Annotated in this window: 16 protein-coding genes; 5 read left to right on the top strand and 11 right to left on the bottom strand. The window is 54.9% G+C overall.

The annotated features are described in order from the left end of the window. Nucleotides 1-99: 99 nt before the first annotated feature. The 3 genes from ABLE85_RS23270 (at nt 100) to ABLE85_RS23280 (ending at nt 3067) form a co-directional block, all read left to right on the top strand. On the top strand, nt 100-495 hold the full coding sequence (locus ABLE85_RS23270) for a PRC-barrel domain-containing protein (protein ID WP_348795083.1): 396 nt from the start codon (nt 100-102) through the stop codon (nt 493-495). Between the two features lie 965 nt (nt 496-1460). After that, a complete protein-coding gene (locus ABLE85_RS23275; protein WP_348795084.1) occupies nt 1461-1865 on the top strand; it encodes a hypothetical protein in 405 nt (134 codons plus the stop codon). Between the two features lie 33 nt (nt 1866-1898). After that, a protein-coding gene (locus tag ABLE85_RS23280) for an IS3 family transposase (RefSeq protein WP_348795085.1) occupies nt 1899-3067 on the top strand; the annotation gives its coding sequence in 2 pieces (ribosomal slippage) (nt 1899-2163 and nt 2163-3067; 1170 coding nt in all). A gap of 431 nt (nt 3068-3498) precedes the next feature. Here ABLE85_RS23280 and ABLE85_RS23285 read toward each other — a convergent pair. The 8 genes from ABLE85_RS23285 to ABLE85_RS23320 form a co-directional block, all read right to left on the bottom strand. After that, nucleotides 3499-3810, bottom strand: a complete 312-nt coding sequence (locus ABLE85_RS23285) for a hypothetical protein (RefSeq protein WP_348795086.1) — start codon at nt 3808-3810, stop codon at nt 3499-3501. A gap of 25 nt (nt 3811-3835) precedes the next feature. Beyond that, on the bottom strand, nt 3836-4132 hold the full coding sequence (locus tag ABLE85_RS23290; protein WP_348795087.1) for a hypothetical protein: 297 nt from the start codon (nt 4130-4132) through the stop codon (nt 3836-3838). Nucleotides 4133-4148: 16 nt separating this feature from the next. Then, nucleotides 4149-4496, bottom strand: a complete 348-nt coding sequence (locus ABLE85_RS23295; protein ID WP_348795088.1) for a hypothetical protein — start codon at nt 4494-4496, stop codon at nt 4149-4151. Nucleotides 4497-4971: 475 nt separating this feature from the next. Then, entirely contained in the window at nt 4972-5187 is a 216-nt protein-coding gene (locus ABLE85_RS23300; protein WP_348795089.1) for a hypothetical protein, read from the bottom strand. 663 nt (nt 5188-5850) lie between these two features. Continuing rightward, the gene (locus ABLE85_RS23305; RefSeq protein WP_348795090.1) at nt 5851-6246 is read right to left on the bottom strand and encodes a PRC-barrel domain-containing protein; all 396 of its coding nucleotides are present in this window, start codon (nt 6244-6246) and stop codon (nt 5851-5853) included. 745 nt (nt 6247-6991) lie between these two features. After that, on the bottom strand, nt 6992-8725 hold the full coding sequence (locus ABLE85_RS23310) for a molybdopterin-dependent oxidoreductase (protein WP_348795091.1): 1734 nt from the start codon (nt 8723-8725) through the stop codon (nt 6992-6994). 46 nt (nt 8726-8771) lie between these two features. After that, on the bottom strand, nt 8772-8987 hold the full coding sequence (locus tag ABLE85_RS23315; protein WP_348795092.1) for a DUF2945 domain-containing protein: 216 nt from the start codon (nt 8985-8987) through the stop codon (nt 8772-8774). 395 nt (nt 8988-9382) lie between these two features. Continuing rightward, complete coding sequence (locus ABLE85_RS23320; RefSeq protein ID WP_348795093.1) at nt 9383-9829, bottom strand: S24 family peptidase; 447 nt, start codon at nt 9827-9829, stop codon at nt 9383-9385. A gap of 184 nt (nt 9830-10013) precedes the next feature. Between ABLE85_RS23320 and ABLE85_RS23325 the strand changes: the two genes are divergently transcribed. Continuing rightward, a complete protein-coding gene (locus tag ABLE85_RS23325) occupies nt 10014-10460 on the top strand; it encodes a MucR family transcriptional regulator (RefSeq protein WP_348795094.1) in 447 nt (148 codons plus the stop codon). Nucleotides 10461-10818: 358 nt separating this feature from the next. Here the strand turns inward: ABLE85_RS23325 and ABLE85_RS23330 are convergent, their stop codons facing one another. The 3 genes from ABLE85_RS23330 to ABLE85_RS23340 all read right to left on the bottom strand — a co-directional run bounded on the left by ABLE85_RS23330 (nt 10819) and on the right by ABLE85_RS23340 (nt 12492). After that, complete coding sequence (locus tag ABLE85_RS23330) at nt 10819-11331, bottom strand: hypothetical protein (RefSeq protein WP_348795095.1); 513 nt, start codon at nt 11329-11331, stop codon at nt 10819-10821. Nucleotides 11332-11613: 282 nt separating this feature from the next. Next, complete coding sequence (locus ABLE85_RS23335; RefSeq protein WP_348795096.1) at nt 11614-11853, bottom strand: lysozyme; 240 nt, start codon at nt 11851-11853, stop codon at nt 11614-11616. A 372-nt stretch (nt 11854-12225) separates the two neighbouring features. Then, a complete protein-coding gene (locus ABLE85_RS23340; protein ID WP_348795097.1) occupies nt 12226-12492 on the bottom strand; it encodes a hypothetical protein in 267 nt (88 codons plus the stop codon). A 536-nt stretch (nt 12493-13028) separates the two neighbouring features. On the opposite strand from ABLE85_RS23340, the gene ABLE85_RS23345 reads away from it, so the two are divergent. After that, nucleotides 13029-14576 (top strand): hypothetical protein, encoded by a 1548-nt coding sequence (locus tag ABLE85_RS23345; RefSeq protein WP_348795098.1) that lies wholly within the window; start codon nt 13029-13031, stop codon nt 14574-14576. The last annotated feature ends 1061 nt before the right edge of the window (nt 14577-15637 follow it).

Genomic DNA, 15637 nt, shown 5'->3' on the forward strand with positions numbered 1-15637 from the left:
CACTCGGATTTGCGGCTCGGCTGTCGGAACATAATGGCAATGCCTGAGTTGTGAGTGCCTGAATACCGTCAATGAACTTGGTCAACGAGGACAAAGCTCATGCGTAGGACACTCATCGCGATCGCCGCCGCCGCTGCCGCTCTGGGCGCAGCACACGCGCAAACCGCTGTGGGGACTGGTTCCCACGTGTTCGTCACAGCTCAGCCAACGGACGTACTCAGCTACAATCTCATTGGGGTGAAGATCACCAACGGTGAAAACAAAGACATTGGTGAAATCAAGGACTTGGTTCTCTCCAAGGATACGCTTGCCGGCTATATTGTGTCGGTCGGCGGATTTCTTGGCATGGGTGAGCACTATGTTGTCGTCAGCCCCAGTGCCTTGAAAATTTCCTACTTGGAAAACGACAAAAAATGGACGGCGACGATGGATGCCACCAAGGAAGACCTCAAGTCAGCGCCGGAATTCAAGTATGAAGGTCGCTGGAAGCGCTAACTGGCCGGGTGATCCAACGCGTGGCTCTCCGTTGTGAGCGCGCCAATTTTGGGTAAATGGCACATCATGAGGGCCCGTCGTCTCAGCGACGGCGGGTTCTTTTCGCCTATCAGTGGCAGCCTCCGCCATGACGCCTTATGATCCGAACGTCTGCTTGTAAGCCTTGTCACTCAAAAGCGGACCAGCCGTTAACGGCCCCAATGGGCAATCAGACAGATGACCGCTTTTTCGCTTTCTGATCTAAAAGCGGACCGTCCGAAAGCCACTCCGTTGGTGTCATTCCCGATTCGGTAATCGCAGGCCGGAAGCGGAAATCAATTCCCGGCAGCGTTGGGGTCGCTATCGGAACGGCAGCTTATTGCTCAAATCGTACCGAAACCGGACGGACCGCAATCGGCCCCTAAACTGCCAGTCCGCAACGCGCCCATCTAGGACGTTCGGGATCAGCCGCAGGCATCCCAAAAGCCGCCATTCGTTCGGTTGGTCCCAAACTTTGGGGGGCTATTCGGCCAATGATCCTCAGCGGTGATCAAAAGGCACCTTTCCCACGCTGCAGATTGAAAGCGAACGGGCCGGACATGGTTGATGAGGTAGCCATAGAGGCAGAGCTTCAGCATCGTTGCGGGGCTGTATCCTTCCTGCACCCCTACTATGCCAACGGCTACTACGCCGGCTGCTACTATCCGGGATATTGATTGCACCGGGTAAGGTCGGCCGCTTGAATCGGTTCGCCGGGCTGTGAAGGGCAAGCCCACCCGCCAGGTGGCCGCTGTTCCCTTCAGATTGACAGAAAGTGGCGAGTTGTAGGTGATGCTAATCACCTCTCGGGCAACCAAGAGATTCATCGTGCCCAAGGGGTGGCCGATGAAACACAAGAGTGGCCGAAGAACAGCTGCAATCGAAGCCACAGAAGAAGCCGGGGTCAGCGGGCGAATTCTTAAGCGAGCCTTGGGCAGCTATCGATATTGGAAGCGTTTGATAGCGGTTTCAGCCTGGTCATGGTCACCGACTACCTGCTTGCGGTCGAGAAGGTTCAGGGTGACTGGAAAGAGGCCCAAAAGCGCCAGCGGGCTTGGCTGACGCCACGGGATGCTGCAACCCTGATCGACGAGCCACAGCTCGCCACACTGCTCGCCAGCTTGACCGTCGACGGCCTGGCATTGGCGACAAGAGAAGGGGCCCGTCGTCTTTTCCCAGGCGGCGGGCTTTGCCTGACTTGTGCTTTACCGCGTCTACCTGACACACTTCGCGCCCTGTCCGCCATGACAGATGGAGGCTCGGTCGGGCGACCCCTCGATCACCTGCTGCCTGGCCTCCATTCGCCTTCTACGACCAAGCTGGTCTGCCCCCTGAAAAGTGGTCCTCCCTGAAGTAGGCTATTGAGCCGTAGAGAGGACGTTGGAATGCCCCAGAAGAAGCATAAGCCCGAAGAGATTGTCGCGAAGCTGCGCCAGGTTGATATTCTGTTGTCGCAGGGTCGATCGGTTGGCGAAGCGGTTCGCACGATCGGCGTGACGCAGTTTACCTATTACCGGTGGCGCAAGGAGTTCGGTGGCCTGAAGGGCGACCAGGTGAAGCGTCTCAAGGAGCTTGAGAAAGAGAATGACCGGCTGCGCAAGGCGGTGTCGGATCTGACGCTCGAGAAGCTGATCCTCAAAGAGGCTGCCTCGGGAAACTACTGAGCCCCGCCCGCCGCCGTCGCTGCGTCGACCTTGTGATGGTGAAGTTCTCCGTCTCGGAACGCTTCGCCTGCAAGGTTCTCGGCCAGCATCGTTCGACCCAGCGCAAGAAGCCGCAAGGCAGAGCAGATGGAGAGGCGTTGACCGCCGACATCATCCGACTCGCTTCGCGGTATGGCCGCTATGGCTATCGCAGGATCACAGCAATGCTGCGATCGGAGGGCTGGACGGTGAATGCCAAACGCGTCGAGCGCATCTGGCGGCGGGAGGGGCTGAAGGTTCCGCAAAAGCAACCGAAGAGAGGCCGCCTCTGGTTGAATGACGGATCGTGCGTCCGGCTTCGACCCGAGCACCCCAACCATGTCTGGTCCTATGACTTCGTCGAGGGCCGGACGCACAATGGCAGGAAGTTCCGCATGCTCAACATCATCGACGAGTTCACCCGGGAGTGCCTGGCGATCCGCATCGATCGAAAGCTCAACTCCACCGATGTTGTCGACACCCTGTCGGACCTGTTCATCCTACGCGGTGTGCCCGGCCATGTTCGATCGGACAACGGCCCGGAGTTCATCGCCAAGGCGGTGCGAGAGTGGATCGTAGCCGTCGGCGCACAGACCGCGTTCATCGAGCCGGGAAGTCCCTGGGAGAATGGCTACTGCGAGAGCTTCAACTCGAAGCTGCGCGACGAACTGCTCAACGGTGAGATCTTCTACAGCCTCGCCGAGGCAAAGGTCATCATCGAGGCCTGGCGGCGCTACTACAATACCGAGCGGCCACACTCATCGCTCGGATACAAACCACCAGCGCCGGAGGCCATTGTCTGGCCTGCGCCACAACGTGGATCGGCACCACCATCTGCCCAGACGATGGCGGGAAAACCGATCATGCATTAAGACTGAAACCGGACCACCTAATAGGGGCAGGCCACCATGGCCATCGCTGACTTTATCAAGCAGGGACATGCCTTAGGTCAACAGCAACGCAGCCGCTCGAACTCGGCACCTATCGCCTGCCGTTTTCCCCGACGTGAAACGAAATTGAACTAAGATGGCTTTCTGAGATAGCCTAATCATCGTCGTCAAGGTCCGCCCGCTCCGGTTCGCCGGGGCGGGCTTTTTCTTTTCTGCGAGGAGGATGGAACCAATCGATTGGTTACACGTTATGAACGCACCAACTAGGGGTAGATGGTACATTAACACAGCCCGTCGTCTCACATGAGGCGGCGGGCGTCTTTTTTGCAATTCAGGGCGTCGTTTTAGCCTTGGGCTTCTTGCCCTTCGGCGGCGCAATGCCTTCCGCCTCCAGGCTCTTGCGCCGATACCTGTCAGTCGTAGTTCTTCGGGTTGATGTCGGCGCGGTAGCCCGGCTCGTCACGGTCCCGTGGCTCTTCCACGTTGTCGCTTTTGTCCGATGCTTTCGACGGCTGAGGGAGATCATAATTGACGTCGAAGCCCGCCACAGAGGCCTCGCTGGTGATGGCATCCACCAAATCCTGGTCCGAAATCTCTAAGTCGTGGAAAACGCTCCGCACCGCGCCAAGGGCTTCCGAAATCGCAAACGGCCGCGCCTCCTTTTGGCATGCATTCAAGAACGTCGCGATTGCCGCCCGCACCTGATCTGGAAGTTGATCGCTCATGGCCGAAATGCCTCGGTGCGGTTTGTCATGGCGTCGGCCTTTGCGGTTCTGTAGGCGTGGCATCCGTCGACACTTCGCGATCTTTCTCCAGCGCTGCTTCCAGATCGGCGGGGTCTATCTGGATGATCTGCCGCGTCATAGTGCCAGCGCGTATCGCAGGCAGATGGATGAAGGTCGCAACGCGCCGGTAGGCCACCCAGGAAATCCCTTCGATCAGTTCGTCGTCCTGATCGACAATGTACTCACCGGCCGGCTGTGGAGCGTCAAACCCATACAGCAGGAAAGGGGAGGAAAACCGGACGGTTGTTCTGGTGGTGCGCATAATTGTGGCTGGAGGCTTAAACCAGTCGATTGCGGTCCTTGGTTTCTGTCGCGCGCCTGCGCGCGCCATCGGTATCATTGTCGATGCGGCGCTGAGCTTCCGTGCGGGGCAACCTGCCGCTTGCAAAGCCTTCATCGTCCCATCGCCCGATGGCGGCGCCAGTGGTTTCCCACTCAACAAGATGTGCGGCCAGCTTCTTGCGAAGTTCCGCTTCGGCTGTGTGATATTTCTCGACGTCCTGAGTGAGAAACCGTGCAGCAGTAGTTTCCCTGGGAATGTTACGGAATGTTTGCGATTCGCGCACTTCAGCGGCCAGGCGGCTGATCTTGCTCAAGTCGGCGGGGGTTAGGTAGGAGGAAGACATGATGTCCTCCTTTGGGTCGGGGCGAGGGTATGTTGGCCCTTATCGACACCGCCCTTTCCAGAAAGTGCCGACTTCTCATCATGCGCCCCATGGCGCACAGAGTCGATGAATATTCTATCCTCACTCCATATCCGGCACTTCGCCGCTCATGGTTCCTGCACGTCGTATCTCGCGTCGGCATTATCCGTTCGTCCAGCCAGGCCTCAAATGGGGACATTTGACGGTCGGTCCGGGTGGGGGCTATTCTCCTCCGATGAAGACGCGAACAACTGCGGATAAGTTGAAGCGCGAAATCCAGACAGCGTTGGTCGATCTGCGCGCTTGCGAGGCCGCCCTGCACCAGGGCGAGGCAAGCTTGGCACATGACGTTATCTGCAAGACGATCGCGAGGCTTGAGAGTCTGTTGCACGACGATACCGAAAGCCGTGATCGCTGACGCAGTGCTCTCTGCATGGCGGTCTTGAGGGCGGAGCCTTCAGGCGTCATGCCTCCTCAGGTATTGATCGAGAGATAAGGCCAGGTCCAGCTGCTGGGTCACGCCGTCCTGAAATTCACCAACGAGAAAGCTTGCGGCATCACTGCCCGTCGTTGAGCAGACAGCCGACTTTCGAATTCCTGCCTTGACGAGGACCCGTTCGATCATCGCCAGGTCATCAGGTCCAAGGTACTTCTGGTAATTGTTGGAAGACATGCTGCCCTCCTTTGTTGGGGTACAAAGCTCAAATCCCCCGACATGGGGACGCGCACTCCCCATGGGCCGTTACCATGCGCTCATAAGCACTTCATGTCTATGCGGGGATTTCCTTACCCCATAACCGGCACCCTGCCGATCAGCGCTGCTCACTACAGCGGCCTTTCGTACCGTATGGAACCTTGGCTGGAGTGCCCCGTTTACCCGTCTCCCGTTCACTCGGGCAATGCGTCATGGCTAGCCAAAATAGAGTTTTCACCCCCGAACATTTGGCCATTGTGCAGCGCGCCTCCGAGCGTGTCAGACGGCAACGAAAACTCTTGCCGCAAAGCGCCGAGGCGAAACGTCTTGCCCTGAAAGCGATCGAGCTTTTCAACAGCGGATACATCTGGGAGGGCCGTTTGAGCCGAGCGCTCAGGCAGGATGCCTGAAGAGATCGCCCAATCGTGCCGGAGCCGCAATTCCGACCACGGACAATCTGATGCTATCGAGCCCGTCATCTCTCAGCGAGCCAGCGTCCATTTCTGCGAGTGAGCTTGCACTCGGTGGCAGTGCGGTCTCCCCCGCGCCACCGCTTCCCCGACCTGACAGGCGCTTGGCCTTGGCCAATCTTCACAGATTATTTTTCCATCCGCGTGTTATTAACATATTTTATCATGCCAATTACTTGTTCGCGTATTGGAACGTCGGCAGCTTGCTAAGGCCGTCCTTTGTCCCGCCGGGCAAAACAATCTTGTTGTTGTCGGCGAACTTGAGGCTGTCGTAGCGTACGACCACCAAATGGGTACCCATGCCCAGGAACCCACCGACCGAAAGAACGGCGTAAGGTTCCTTGCCGTCACGTGTCACAAGCAGGTCGTCAATCTTACCGATCGTATCGCCTGCATCGTTCACCACATTCTCGCCGATGACCTTGGATGCGCGATAGCCGGCCGCTACCGTGGACACATCAACCTTTTCGATCTCCACCGACTGAGGAACTCCCTGCGCATTTGCAGGTGCGGCTGTAAGGCCCGCGAAAACAATCGCGGCGCTGGCGAGCAAAGCTAGATTGTACATCACTGTCACTCCACAGCTATCCCTCTCCTGTTGCTGAGTATTCGATAAAATATGGCACGGGACATCGGAATCAATGGAACGTCGTAAAGTTCCGCGGTCCAAGCGAGGGTTTCGCGACTGACTTTTGCTTTCGCGGCGAAGCTCCCTTCAAGGTTTGGCAAGGAAGCTGAAAGCGCCCGCCCCCACTCCGGCACCTCCCCAGCCGGGAATAGCGCCAACGACGAGGGCAGAGCCAATGTCGAGGGTCGTGATGTTTCATGCGCGCCTGCGTGGATGCAACAAAAGGCGGTGTTTGACGTTATCCTACATAGGACTCCCGTCGATCCAACGCACCGCGTAGCGCATGAGCGAGGGAAGCCGGCACGCAGAGGAGACGTACATGAGTCTCACCACACTTCTCATCATAGTCCTTATCGTTATTCTGCTCGGCGGCGGGTGGTTTGGCAGGGGACGCTGGCGCTAAAAGCGACATGGCAGCCGGTGAGACCCGTCAGCTCACTCAACTGCTTGTGGAGCGTCAACAATTCCAGTTAACGGGGGTGTCCGTGGTCAGGGATAATAGGCCAACTGGCTGCGTGATCTAACGGAGGTTCTTGCTCATCCGGGTTTTCATTTTAGGCTGCTGCCTGCTGGTGTAGCAAGCGGCGTTGTCTGATGGTTTCGCGTTTGATCCTTTCCAACATGATCAGCTCGCCGAATTGATGGACGCTCGCCGAGGAAGGCGATGGTGAGAACGGTCACACCGTCAGATAGGCATGCGGTAGCCGTAGAATTCATGGTCTTCATTGTAGCCGCCTTGGCCTGCGCCGAGATCGGCGAAGTCGGCCACGAATTCGATCGCCGCAACCCACTTGACCATCTTAAAGCCCAGCTCGTTCTCGCAGCGCAAGCGTAAAGGCGCACCGTGCAGGACGCTGACCGGCGTCCCGTTCATCTCGTAGGCGAGGATCGTCAACTCGTGGCGCATGTTCTCTATTTTATGGACATCGTAGTAGCGTCCGCCATCGGCGCCGTCGGCCAACGAATAAAACACGGCGTAGCGGGCCTCGGGCGTCGGCTTCACCAGGTCGAGGATGTCACGCATGCGAACACCGCCCCATTCGGCAACGCCTGACCAGCCCTGGATGCAGAAATGCGTCGTGATCTGCCTCTGCTTCGCCATCGCCTTGAGGTCTGCCAGGGAGAAATCCCGCGGCGCCTCGACCAGGCCGCTGATGCGAAGCCGGTAGCTGGCGAAGCCGTCCGCCACCAGCTCATCGAATTCCTTGGAATCGGGCATCGTGCCGTTCGGCCAGAAATAGGGAGAGATGTCTTTTTTTGTAAGTTGCGAGCGCGGATCCCAGCCCTCGGCCAGCCCCATGATCCATCCGATCATGAACGCACCGGCGCGCTGCACCAGACGGGCGTGTCGGATAGTGAAGGGCGACACGACGAGCCAGGCGACCGTCAGGATGGCCATCGCCGCGACGAACAGCGGAAATCCCGTCCAGGAGGCGTTGTCGACACCGGCGAACATGTGATTGGTGTTCTGTCTGATGCCAGTAACGAAAACCATGGCGCCATGCGCCAGGATGAAGGCTACGAACCAGGCGAACGCGATGAAGTGAACTGACCGCATCGCCTGTCGGTTGAACAGCCTGCCGAACCATCCGAATGCGTTGGAGATCGCGGGGCTCTGCATCAGCCCGGTGACGATGGAGACCGGCGCGGCGACGAAGACGGTGATGAAATAGCTGAGCTGCTGGAGGCCGTTGTAGCGGGTCCAGCCTTCATCGACCGGGAAGTTCAGCGAGGCATATTGGATCGCCGTCGAGAGCGCGGCGGGAAACACCTCCCACGTCATCGGCACCAGCCTGCGCCACTGGTCGGTGGAAAACAGCAGGGCGTAGAAAGCGATACCGTTGATCAGCCACAACAGGTTGACCGAAAAGTGCCACCAGCGCGACAACCCAAGGGTATGGCGCAGGCCTGGAATACCGAGCCACGTCGGTAGGGTGACGGAGTCGTCCTTGGCGGTCCAGATGCGGCCCTTCGGCACCGGAACCTGGAAACGAAACCAATCGGTTCCGGGCGTGCAGTCTCGCCCCCAGTAGAGCCTCGGATGGTCGGCCAGAATCTGCAGGCCGGCGCGTATGATGAACAGCATGAAAAACATGTTCAGGAAGTGCTGGAGCTGCAGCCACCAGGGGAAGCCCGAGTCGACCGACGGCGCCGATTGCGCGATGGCGGGATGTTTTCGAATGAAGGCCTCTACGCCGGGCAATTCGCGCAGGCTTTGCGTCAGCGCGATCAGGCAGAGAAGCGTCGCCGCGCCGATGGGCAAGGCCCAAAGCGTGTTGAACCAGTGGCTCCCGATCCGAATCCGCGGCGCGATCCCTTGTTGCGGCGCCATCCAGTGATTGAGGCGGATGCGGTCGTCGGCATCGCTGAGGCTGGCGCGGAGCGTTTCAGTCCTGGGCGGTTGAGGGGTCGTGGGCATTGGCGGATCGCTTTGGTGTCATCGATCGCGCCCGACAATAATGGCGTCAGCCGCGAAGCTTGGTGAGCGTCGAGTCCTTGTGATAGGCGATGTGCTCGGTCTTGCTGCTCTTGATCTCGTATTGCGGTGCGTCGGCGCTCGCATGGTGCGTGTAGCCGTTGACCTCGAAGTCGCTGATATGCACGCGGATGATCGTGCCGCTGACGCGCCCGGCCTCGGAATTCCAGCTCACAGCGTCACCGACGTCAAATTTGTGCTTCATGGTCTGGCACTGACAATAGCATCGACATCGCTACGGAGTTCCCTGCGGCCGACACTCAAATCGAGCATGAGACGGCATGAATTAAGCCATCAACCCAGCTTCTGGATCTCGGTTCCATTGCTTTCGCAGTGATCTTGCAGAAATTGCGGGTGGGAGGCCGGAACTCAAATGGAATGGGGCTTCTGGCGCTCTTGCCGCAGGCGAGGCTGATTGGTTTGAATCCTACGCGGTGATCAGAATGGCCTCAAGCTGGGGGTAATAGGCTTCTTGCGCGTTAGTGGCTGAGTTGTTTCCGGGATCCTGACGAAAACGGAAGAGGATGCGTTCGTGTGAAAGGAACTCAATTGGGGCGGGCACCTAAATGGCTCGGAAGAGGTCCGGTTGCCGAACGGCAACTATCTGCACAGCGGGACCCAATAGCGGTCAGTCCGTTTCTGATGCGGTGGACGGCTCTCCGTTACCAGGATTGGCGTGAATTCCCTCCCCCGTGATTTTGGATCCAGCCAATAGCGACCTTCTCGCTTTGCCAGCTTCTTGACCGTCACTGCGCCGTCGACAACGGCCAGGACAATCCGGCCGACACGTTTCTTGCCTGCACGGTCGACGGCGATCAGGTCACCGTCGTGGATGCCTTCGTCGACCAGGCTCTCGCCCGAAACTCGCCACCAGAATGTCGCCGACGGGTGGCGGACCAGCCAGCCAATGGGGTCAATTTCGTCTTCGTGGTCGTCGGCCGCAGGCGATGGAAAACCCGCGGGCACAAGAGTGGCCGACATCGGCACGACCGTGCCTGCCGAGTAAATTGAAACGGGAGCGAGGATTTTGGTGACTGCTACTGACATAGCATGAGAACATACCGCGAACACACCCCAACCTCAATCGGGAGAGGAATATTTTCTTCTGAGCGTCGTGGCTCCCTCCGCGCTGCCTCATTAGTTCCAACTGGAACCAACAGTTGCGAAACCATGTTGCATTGCTGGACGAGTTCGCTAAACCCGGATCGGGGGTGAAATAACGGAGATAACAGTGTCTTCTGCAGATGATAATGCGCTTGTTCGGCTGACTTCTGATGTCGTGTCAGCTTACATTTCCAACAATGCCATTCCGGCAGCTTCGCTGCCCGGATTGATTGCTGAAATTCATGCTTCCCTCAGCAAGCTCGGCCAAGAGTCAGTTGCTCCTGCCGTTGAGGCCCCGAAGCCCGCGATTTCGGTCAAAAAATCAGTAACGGATGACTATTTGATCTGCCTCGAAGACGGAAAGAAGTTCAAATCGCTGAAGCGACATCTTACAACTCACTACAATCTGACCCCCGACGAATATCGCGCAAAATGGGGACTTCCGGCCGACTATCCGATGGTTGCGCCTACTTACGCCGCGGTTCGGTCGACGCTCGCCAAGAAAATGGGTCTGGGCAAGAAACGCGCTGAGAACGCTAAAGCTTCAAAACGCGGTCAGAAAACTATCGGCTAGAACATTTACCCCGACTTTGGCCGTGAGGTCATGGTCGAGAACGTGAAATGATGCATAAAGACGTTCGAGGAGCTCAAAGGAGGCTTCTCGAGCAAGTGATGTCGCATCCAAGAAATCGATAGGCGGATGGTTCATGGCTGGAACCAACTTTAATCGGGCCAGCATCGTGTCGATCGACGGTCGCAAATTCGAAAATGGCCGGCGATCAAGCTAACCCGACCCCTTCGAATTTTGGATTGGTCAGGTTTCAGTGAAACTTCCAAATGGGAGCGCCCTGCTCCGAGGCGGAGATTCATCGCGATGGCTGATCCTAGACCGCATACACCCAGCGCAGTCCGCGCGGGCTGTCGAACGCTCGTTAATGGACCGGATTTGATGCCATATCTTGCGTCCCAGAGCGCGCAACGAAGGACACTGACTCCGGGAATTCGGCCTGGTCAGCGTAGGCCGAAGTCGTGGGAACAAGACCGAAACCCCAAGCGCTATAGATCGCTCCCACGTCGAGATTTGACTGGCCAGCATCTTCCACTCTGAACAGATGTAGGATTGCCGCCCTCCTACCGAAATTGCGCCTGTACTCTTGCAAATCAAGGCTCGACGCCTCCGTGACGGAACACCTTAATCCGTCGAAATCCGCAGTTGCCTGGGGCAAAATCAGCGCAATATCGATAGCGTCCGTGAAAGTGAATTTCCCAAACAAGTCGTATGAGTATTCAATTTCGGGATAATTGAAAATATGTAATCTCGATATCTCACAGTCAATACCAGGATACTTTAAACGGCTAAAAACCGCCGCACCCTCAAACACTTGAATATCATACTCGCATACAACATTTGCGTCCTCACCGAATAAATCGTATTCGCCTTCCATTTCTTATATTTCCTTCAAAAGTTTCTCGTAACAATTTAGCATCGGCGTCTTGCAAGGAACAATGCCAGCGTTTGGTGAGGCCACTCGTTAACGAATGACACCACCATTCTTCATTCTTGATGGCTGGCGATATTCGTTTTGAATGGACGAGGTTGACGCGACCGACATGAAAAATGTCGGATGGGGCCGGGCCGGATCATCGGAAACCCGTTTTTCGAGATGTTGTGGCCCTCCGCCTTACCGCGAGAAACGCGAGATCGTTGCGGCTAAGTTCGTCGGGTTTCATGGCTTTTTGAACAACTGGATTTCAGCAGCACGACGACGAACCAATCCCGTCAGCACTTTGCCGCCGGCCTTGTTCCATTGGAGCCATGAGCGTTCGATGTCTGCGACGGGAACCTTTGCATTGATGCGCTTGAGCAGCGTGGATTTTGCGAGGTTCGCTTCGCCCAGATTGTAGGTCCAACTGACCAGTGTGCCGCGCTGGTTCTCTGTCAATTTGACTTTGACCAGCCGATCCACTGCCGCCTCATGGACGGGTAGCGCAAGTCTGCAACTATACGGCCTCCGTTGGTTATCCAGACGTACTGGTCAACAAGTCGTCCATTCCCTATCGGACTTAACGGTGATCCACTGGCACCAAAGCCCTTCCCGTCGTGTATGTTCGATAAAACCGCTGATTATCTACGCAGTTCGTTGCAAGTATTTCTTTTATCGCCTTTAGTTTTATTCGATTTCCCACGAACACCCATAGCGACTTGATCACATATATTGTGACAGCCAGAAGTACAGCATTCGTCAGAAGCGTATCACTGCTCATGGATAATCCCCCGCGAGTATCGCCATATCACGTACTAAGCCGAGGGATTCGGGGCCGTCAATTATTGGTAGGGCTTATTTCTTGGAGAGTTTCCACAACACGAGGTCGTCGCCACGCTCGTATGCCAGCAGCGCCTCTTGTAGTGTCACTATGTTGTTGCCGTGTGTTGTTGCACTGGGAATGACTACGTTGAGCCCTTTGATCCCGTGCGTGTTATGGACTTCGGTGCAATCGGGATAGAACCGGACGAGGTTTGCCTCTTCTGACGGAACTGGCGAGTTTTTGAAACCTTTGGGCGGTCTAACACCTTCCAGCGCTCGTCGCACATAGTCGACGATCATGGAGGAGATCGAGGCAGCAGGTGGCAAGGCAGCCGAGGTCGAGCGGCCGTCTGTGAACCCGCGCCTTTGCCAGATCTATTTCGTCACCCAGGCGGTTCTAGCGCGATCAGCTTTCCTCATCCAAGTGTCATTAAGAACTATCACTCGGCTACCGCGTCTTACTCTCTGCTTTCGTCGCTTTCAGGTTCCGAGAGGTTGCTCAAATACAGGCCTTAGTCAGGGCTGTAATCGATGTTTTGGTTTTAAGGCAGTCGTAGGGAGGCGATGCGCGTGGCAAGCAACGGAGAGTGGATGACAGGTTTTAGCATGCCACGACGGAAGTAAAGTATTGTGGACGGAGTTTTGGCGAAGCGGGCCCACCCGTTCAAGGGCCTTGCGCCGACACTAGGTAAGGTGCCTAACTTTGTTCAAATAGATTCTACAGCCACCGAGAGCCGTTGATGCCACAATTGTTGCGCCGTCACCAAATCGAATTCGGTAAAACAGACGCGAGGAGTTCCTTCATAACTCGCGATGCATCCGCGAAACAGCTCTTTTTGGACGCGTTTGCCCCGCCCGCAAGGGATGAGATCGAATCTATCAGGAGCGGAGACACTTTCATATTCTACGGAACGAAAGGGTCCGGAAAGACGGCACTTCTCCGGTACATGATGGAACTAGAAAGGCACGCGGGAAACGTCACAAAGGCAATTGTCTTTTCAGAAGATGTAAAAACTCAAGAAAGAGAGAAAATCGCTCAGAACATTAATTTTGAGAATGAAGTTAAACCTGACATAGGCGACGAATCAGACACAAGAGATATGTGGAGAGTATATCTTGCGCAGAAGATAACGGAGCTTTTGGCTGGCGATGAGCGGATGTTTGATTCTTGCAAGGAGGCTAGGAAGCTAAATTCTATTATAAGTAAAATCTTTGATGGCAATAAAATCAGTGGCCTTCAAAGGATATTATCTGGAATAAAATGCGGCCAGCTGTCACTCAAGGGAAAGGCAAGTGATTTTGCAGAAATGGAAGCTGTTCTAAATTGGGAGAGGCCGGATGACGGAAGTGTGAATTATAGTAGGTTTTCTGACCTAGTCTTCAATAAGATATGTAGATTCAACTACCCTAGTGACGTAAAATTCATTCTTTACATTGATGAAATGAATTTGTCGATGGTAGGACAGAAGCAACATAAGAGGGATAGTGTACTTATAAGAGATCTAATTATTACAGTTGGAAATTTGAATAGGATATTCATAGAGGCTGGCGTTCCAATCTATTTATATGCCGCGGTTAGGGTTGAGATCGCAAAGGCAGCTAGCATGTCGAGAAATGAAATAGATAAGTATCTGGTTGATCATGGATTTCAATTGGATTGGCATAAAGGAAATTCAGTAAACGAATATCCTCTTTTTAACATAATTGAGAATCGAATATCTGCTATTGAAACGAAATACGTTGGCAAAAAGAACGAAAATAAAGAGATATGGAACTCATATTTTTCTAGGGATATATTTGGGGTTTCGCCAAAGCGCTTCATAAGCGAGATCACGTGGTGCAATCCGCGAGATATCGTAAATCTTTTCAACGCCGCTACAAAAGTATTGCCATCTGTTCCTAATTACAACACCAACGTATTTGCTGATGTATTGGTTGAGTACTCTGAAATTGCATGGACGGAAAGAGCGGAAGAACTAAACGCGGAACATAATATGTCAGTTGTGAATGTCATGAAGCGCCTTCTTGCGGGCTGGCAACGGCATTTCAGCATTGGTGAATTTTCGGCGCGTGTTGCGTCCATCGCTGAGCGGGATCAGCTAGTCATGCAGGTCCTCAAAACGCTGGGAGCAGATGGAATATGCCGCGACCTGTATCATGTGGGAGTCCTGGGCCAATCGGTAAGGGCCGGAAAGTCTTATACCAACAAGGATGGCCGCATTGTACATCCGACACATCAAACGTGGTTCTATCGCGATAATCGGGAGTTTGATCGTTCGCAGTCTCTCTCAGTCCATCGGGCGCTTTTTTCGTGCCTCAAGCTAGGACGTTTGAAGGCTGATGATTTCGGAAATGACCCGCGCTATTGGAAACATTCTTCTTAGCGCGGGTTACGACTGACGAATTCGCGGAGGACATCGATTCGCGTGCAGCGCTCCGTGCAATACAATAGCGCGTCATTTACTCACCTTTCAGCCGGTAAAAATTGACCGAAAAGTCCGAGGGCCGAATTGGATCTCGATGAAGCCGTTTTGCATCGGCTTGCCAGGGCCGTGGATGCTTCCCTTCTTCCCTCTGTGATGGCTGGTGGACCTGACCCAAGCCAGGAACATCAGAATATCTGCTGCTGGAGCCCGACACGCTCAAGCCGCTCTCGCCCCACGTGCTGACCATCGAGAGCTTTGTCGACGCCACCCGATGTCGAGGATATCTATCGCGAAAAGCCTTACCAACGAAACCTCTATTCGAGCATTATTTCTTTAATGCCAATGCATATTAGAAGAGTGATTATAATCAATAATAAAAGTAGATGTCCCGTATATTGCATTATTTCGAGGTATTAAATGACTCAAAAATGCACTGAGATATAATAATAATAAATTGAAGGTGAAAGCACAAAATATAATTTCTTTTTATTTCCATAATAGCGTGAATTTTTTGCCGCTATAACGGTGAGATCCTTTTGACTCGACTGATACGCAGGCGTAGTATACTATGCTCGCCTCGTTCAATGGACCGTGCGCTAGAGTAGGAGTAGCCCATGAGTGTCCCCCGACGGCAAAGGCTATCGGCAAATTGCTCGCCGGATTCACAGCGCGTAAAGCCTAAGAGGCGACAGGCTTCAAGACGTCAACGATCCAAAGGAAACCCGATCGCTCCAATCGCCGAAGATGACTTTGGTAGCGGGACCATTTCTGTTTCTGAAGCGGAATTGCAGGTGTCGAGACGCCTAATCAATCCGAAACGCGCACCTGATTAGCTCGAAAAGGAGTTACACAAATGGCGTCCCTGTCAGAGCCAAACGTTGCGATATACGTACGTGTTGTTGATTTCCGCCAGGAACTGACCCGGGATTTCCGCCGAGAATTGACCCGCCTTTCAGGTATGTTTCGGTTCGGTGGTGGTGGTCAAGGTCCTGCTTTTCTCCTTCGTGGTTTTGGTCTCA

This window comes from Mesorhizobium sp. KR1-2 (assembly GCF_040045035.1).
Classification (GTDB): domain Bacteria; phylum Pseudomonadota; class Alphaproteobacteria; order Rhizobiales; family Rhizobiaceae; genus Pseudaminobacter.

Coding starts and splice junctions, on each gene's coding strand:
- ABLE85_RS23290 (WP_348795087.1), bottom strand. CDS start 4,132: ATGCGCACCACCAGAACAACCGTCCGGTTTTCCTCCCCTTTCCTGCTG.
- ABLE85_RS23330 (WP_348795095.1), bottom strand. CDS start 11,331: ATGGAAGGCGAATACGATTTATTCGGTGAGGACGCAAATGTTGTATGC.
- ABLE85_RS23320 (WP_348795093.1), bottom strand. CDS start 9,829: ATGTCAGTAGCAGTCACCAAAATCCTCGCTCCCGTTTCAATTTACTCG.
- ABLE85_RS23295 (WP_348795088.1), bottom strand. CDS start 4,496: ATGTCTTCCTCCTACCTAACCCCCGCCGACTTGAGCAAGATCAGCCGC.
- ABLE85_RS23285 (WP_348795086.1), bottom strand. CDS start 3,810: ATGAGCGATCAACTTCCAGATCAGGTGCGGGCGGCAATCGCGACGTTC.
- ABLE85_RS23305 (WP_348795090.1), bottom strand. CDS start 6,246: ATGTACAATCTAGCTTTGCTCGCCAGCGCCGCGATTGTTTTCGCGGGC.
- ABLE85_RS23340 (WP_348795097.1), bottom strand. CDS start 12,492: ATGATCGTCGACTATGTGCGACGAGCGCTGGAAGGTGTTAGACCGCCC.
- ABLE85_RS23300 (WP_348795089.1), bottom strand. CDS start 5,187: ATGTCTTCCAACAATTACCAGAAGTACCTTGGACCTGATGACCTGGCG.
- ABLE85_RS23315 (WP_348795092.1), bottom strand. CDS start 8,987: ATGAAGCACAAATTTGACGTCGGTGACGCTGTGAGCTGGAATTCCGAG.
- ABLE85_RS23310 (WP_348795091.1), bottom strand. CDS start 8,725: ATGCCCACGACCCCTCAACCGCCCAGGACTGAAACGCTCCGCGCCAGC.
- ABLE85_RS23270 (WP_348795083.1), top strand. CDS start 100: ATGCGTAGGACACTCATCGCGATCGCCGCCGCCGCTGCCGCTCTGGGC.